A 4,896-nucleotide genomic window follows, 5' to 3' on the forward strand; every position below is an offset into this window, starting at 1 on the left:
CCCTGTCAGATCAGGAACCAGTCGCGGCAGCAACTCCCAAAAGGTGTCGCGCCAGGCTGGCCTTGATTTTGACGGTCCTGCCAGTCGCCACCCGAGGGGCAGCGCCCGTTCCAGACCACGCCGATCTCCACCCTTGCGGGCTTCCCCCGGCGCGCCATCGAAGGTTTCACCGCCTTCATGGCAGCATCGGTCCGCCGTCGGCGTTCGCACGCTTTCCGCGGCCCCGCCGACATCCGTCCCTCCAACAGGCGAAGCTGTTCTCGATCCGGGTCGTGCGGGCCTCAGGAAATCCGCCTTGCGCTTTGCCTTTCGGCGAGGCGTTAGGTAGCCGCCTGAGATGGGTTCAATGTACGCCGGGTAAGGGCTTTGCGGAATGCCCGCCAACCTGTGGATAGCGGGATTATCGGGGACCGATGCGACAAGCCTCGGAATTTGCCGGCCAAACCCCTTAGACAGCCTGCCCCCCTATTTCTGTGGCCCTGGGACGATGGAGCCTTGCCCCGCCCGCCGGCCCGCGTTTCAATGCCGGCAAAGGACTGCGGCATGTCATTGCCCGAAGCCGCCGTATGCTTTTAGGCAACTTGCCTCGGGGGAGGTCAGATTGAAGGTCGGGGTGGTTCTCAATCCGATTGCCGGAGGCGGCAAACTCAAGCGGCGTTGGCCCAGGGTCGCCGCATCGCTCAGGAAGCATTTCGGCGATTTCGATCTGCGCGAGACACAGACCAGCGGCGACGCCGAGCGGCTGGCGATCGACCTGGCGGTCGACGGCTGCGACCTGGTGATTGCCGCCGGTGGCGACGGCACGGCGAGCGAGGTGGCTGACGGGCTGCTGCAGGCAGAGCATGAGACCGGCCGGGCGAGCGAGCTCGGGCTGCTGCCGTGCGGCACCGGCATCGACTTCGCGCGCGGATTGGGACTGTCGGATGAAATCGAGGCAGCGCTGGCGCGCATCGCCGGTGCAAGCCCGCGCAAGGTCGATGCTGGGCGCGTCACCTACATCGACGACCACGGCGCGCTGGCCAGCCGCCATTTCATCAACATCGCCAGCCTCGGCCTTTCAGGCGCCACGGATCGCGCGGTCAATTCCGACAAGCGCAAGGGCAGGGTCTCGGTCAAGGCGCTGTTCTTCTGGCGCACGGTGCTGGAGTTCCTCCGCTACCGCTTCCAGGACGTCAGGATCACCATAGACGACGGCGAGCCGGTCGAGGCCCGCATGGCGCTGGTGGCGGTCGCCAATGGGAAGTTCTTCGGCGGCGGCATGATGATCGCGCCCGACGCCGAGCTCTCGGACGGGCAGTTCGACATCGTCATCGTGCGGGCGGCGAACAAGCTCGGGCTGATCCGCGACATCCGGCTGCTTTATGGCGGGCGTCACCGCCACCATCCAGCGATCACGATCCTGCGCGGCCGCAAGGTGCTGGTCGAGCCGCTGGGCGATGCGGAGAAGAACGGGGCGCTGGTCGACATAGACGGCGAGTCGCCGGGCCGGATCCCGGCAACCTTCGAGATCCTGCCCGGCGCGCTGACGCTCAGATGTTGAATCAACAGATTCAACATCTGATTCCGCGGGCCGAGCTAACCATCTGAAATGGCTTGCTCAAGTTTTTGCCCTTATGCCTCCAGCCTGGCCGGAAAGCCTGGTGCGCGCAGGTCGACCCCGACGGCATCCTCGAGCAGCTTGACGATCTGCGTCGACCAGGCGTCGCCGCCATAGGCGCGCTTGCCCTCTTCGAAAATCGCGTTGACCCGCGACGCCAGATCGAGCGGCACGCCGAAATCCCTGCCCATGGCAAGCGCGAAGCCGAGATCCTTCAGCGCAAGGTCCATGGTGAAGCCAATGTCGTAGGAGCCGTTCAGCACCAGCTGGCTTTCGGTCTCGTGTACGAAGCTGTTACCGGAGGAGGCGACGATCGCATGATAGGCTTGGGCGAGGTCGAGCCCGCCTTGCTTGGCCAGCATCAACGCTTCGCCGGCGGCGACGACATGGACGAAGGCGAGCATATTGGTGATGACCTTGATCACGGCCGCCGAGCCGACCGGCCCCATGAGGAAGGACTTGGCGCACATCGCTTCGATCGCCGGCCGGTGCCGCTCGTAGAGCGCGGCATCGCCGCCGATCAGCGCAGTGATCCTGCCTGCCGCCGCCAGATGCACGCCGCCGGTGACCGGACATTCCAGCGTCTCGACGCCCTTCGCCGAAGCAAGCGCCGCCAGCCGCAGGATCTCGTCGCGGCCATTGGTCGACATCTCGATCCAGGTGCCGCCGGCGGGCAGGCCATCGAGCAAGCCGTCGGGGCCGGCGAGCACCGCTTCGCTGACTTTCGGGGAGGGCAGGCAGGTGATCGCATTGCCGGCGCGCGCGGCTGCTTCGGCAGGACTCCTTGCCGCCGTGCCGCCGAGCGCGACAAGGCGCTCGACAGCCGCCGGATCGCAGTCGAAGACGGTGACGGCAAAACCGTTGTGCAGCAGGCTAGCGGCAAGGTTGCCGCCGAGATGGGCGAGGCCGATGAAGGCGTAGGCGAGGGTCACGGCATCAGCGGCGTCTGCATCATCTGCAGATGCAGGTCCTTGCCGCTATAGGGGTACGCGTCGCAAACCTCCTCGTTGAGCTCGACGCCGAGGCCGGGTTCCTTCGACGGAATGACGTTGCCGTCCTGCCACTCGATCTTCTTCTTGAGCAGCGTGGCGTGAAACCCGTCCCACTGCTTGAGCGATTCCAGGATGAGGAAGTTGGGCAGCGTCACTGCAAGCTGGATGTTGGCGGCACCGACGATCGGCCCGCAATAGCAGTGCGGCGCGACCTGGATGTGGTAGGCCTCGGCCATGGCGGCGATCTTCTTGGTCTCGAGAATACCGCCGGAGCGGCCGAGGTCCGGCTGCAGGATGGTGGCGGCGCGGTTCTCGATGACGCGGGCGAATTCGAATTTCGTCGTCAGCCGCTCGCCGGTGGCGATTGGAATGGAAGTGCCGCGTGCCACTTGCGCCATCACCTCGGGCATGTCCGGCGGCACCGGCTCCTCGAACCACAACGGGTCGTAAGGCTCGATGGCGCGGGCCAGCCGCAGCGCGCCGGAAGCGGTGAACTGGCCATGCGTGCCGAACAGGATGTCCGCCCTGGTGCCGACGGCCTCGCGGATCGCCTTGATCATGCGCGCCGAAAGGTCGATGTCGATGAGGCGCGGCTGGTGGCCGTCATAGGCGGTGTAGGGGCCGGCCGGATCGAGCTTCACGGCGTTGAAACCCTGCTCGACATATTCGAGCGCGCAGGCGGCGGCCATGTCGGGATCGTTGTAGACATTCTGGCCGCGCGCATCCTCGGAATGGACGCTGCCGGTGTGCGGATAGAGGTAGGTGTAGGAGCGCAGCGTCTCGTGCACCTGGCCGCCGAGCAACTTGTAGACCGGCTTGTTCGCCTCCTTGCCGACGATGTCCCAGCAGGCCATTTCGAGCGCCGAGAAGCAGCCCATGCCGGAGACATCGGGGCGCTGGGTGAAGCCGGACGAATAGACGCGGCGGAAGAGGTTCTCGACATCGTGCGGATCGCGGCCGACGAGATAGCGCTCGGCCATGTCCTCGATCATCCTGGCCGTGACATGCGCCGAGAAGGTCGCGTTGTAAGCCTCGCCGTAACCGACCACGCCGCCATCGGTGGTGAGCTTGACGAAGATGAAATACTTGCCGCCGATGCCCGGCGGCGGGTTGCCGACAACCCAGGTCTTGACGTCGGTGACTTTCATTTCCGATCCTCCAGAACCAGCTCGGCGCCTTTCCATCCGGTGAGGATCGAGGCGGCGTTGGTGTTGCCCGTGATATTGTCGGGAAAGATCGACGCGTCGATGACGCGCAGACCGCTCAACCCGTGCACCCGAAGCCTTGGATCGACGACGGCGCGCGCGGCGTCCGGACCCATGCGGCAGGTCGACACCGGGTGATAGACGGTGCCCGAACGTTTCCTGAAATCCTGAATCAGATCGGCGTCGGAAGTGATTGACGGACCAGGCAAGACCTCTTCCTCGATGATGTCGGCCATGGCCGGCATCGCGGCGATCTTGCGCACGAACTTCACCGCCGCCAGCATCTCGTCGACATCGGCGTTGGTGGAATAGGCGTTGGCCGTGATCTTCGGATAATCGCGCGGATTCTTCGAGCGGATCATGATCTCGCCCCGGCTCGACGGGCGGCAGTTGGAGAGGCCGATGGAGAAGCCCGGCCAGGGGTCGGGCGTCAGGATCGGGCGCTCGCCGCTCTTCGGGATGACGGTCGAGAAGGCCTGGAAATAGAGCTGCATGTTCGGTCGCGCCATCGACGGATCGGTGCGGAAGAAGCCGCCGGCATTGTTCATCGACAGAGCCAGCGGACCGGAGCGCAAGAGGATGTATTGCATGCCGACCAGAAGCTTGCCCCACCATGGGCGCAGGATCTGGTTGAGCGTCGGCAGCTTGCCTTTGAAGGTGTAGTTGATGCCGACATGGTCCTGCAGATTGGCGCCGACATTCTCGTTGGCGTGGACGACCGGGACGCCGAGGCCGTTGAGCAGCGCGGCCGGACCGACGCCCGAGAGCTGCAACAATTGCGGTGAGTTGATCGAGCCGCCGGAAATGATGACCTCGCGGCCAGCGCGCGCGGTCTTCGTCTGGCCGTTCTGCTCGTATTCAACGCCGACAGCGCGCTTGCCTTCGAACAGGATTTTCGTCGCCAGCGCGTTGGTCTCGACGCGAACGTTGCCGCGCTTCATCGCCGGACGCAGGAAAGCGCGGGCGGCGGACATGCGGCGGCCGTTCCGGGTGGTGATCTGATAGACGCCGACGCCTTCCTGGGCGGCGCCGTTGAAGTCCGGATTGAGCGGCAGGCCGGCCTGCTGCTCAATCCGGACTTCAACGGCGCCGCCCAGGAAGG

Annotated in this window: 4 protein-coding genes; 1 reads left to right on the plus strand and 3 read right to left on the minus strand. The window is 65.3% G+C overall.

The genetic code is table 11. The features are described from left to right. The first annotated feature begins 601 nt into the window (after window positions 1-601). Window positions 602-1,540, plus strand: coding sequence for a diacylglycerol kinase family protein (locus EOA38_RS28175; RefSeq protein ID WP_127300762.1), 939 nt, complete (start codon window positions 602-604; stop codon window positions 1,538-1,540). 71 nt (window positions 1,541-1,611) lie between these two features. Here the strand turns inward: EOA38_RS28175 and EOA38_RS28180 are convergent, their stop codons facing one another. From EOA38_RS28180 to EOA38_RS28190, 3 genes are all read right to left on the minus strand, one after another. After that, window positions 1,612-2,529, minus strand: coding sequence for an NAD(P)-dependent oxidoreductase (locus tag EOA38_RS28180; RefSeq protein ID WP_127300763.1), 918 nt, complete (start codon window positions 2,527-2,529; stop codon window positions 1,612-1,614). Next, window positions 2,526-3,737: a mandelate racemase/muconate lactonizing enzyme family protein gene (locus tag EOA38_RS28185; RefSeq protein WP_127300764.1), complete on the minus strand. Its 1,212-nt coding sequence runs from the start codon at window positions 3,735-3,737 to the stop codon at window positions 2,526-2,528. Before EOA38_RS28185 ends, EOA38_RS28180 begins: the two co-directional genes overlap by 4 nt. Next, window positions 3,734-4,896, minus strand: a 1,163-nt coding sequence (locus EOA38_RS28190) for a GMC oxidoreductase (protein ID WP_127300765.1), incomplete at its 5' end; no start/stop codon positions are given. The genes EOA38_RS28190 and EOA38_RS28185, both read right to left, overlap by 4 nt.

This window comes from Mesorhizobium sp. M1E.F.Ca.ET.041.01.1.1, assembly GCF_003997355.1.
GTDB lineage: Bacteria > Pseudomonadota > Alphaproteobacteria > Rhizobiales > Rhizobiaceae > Mesorhizobium.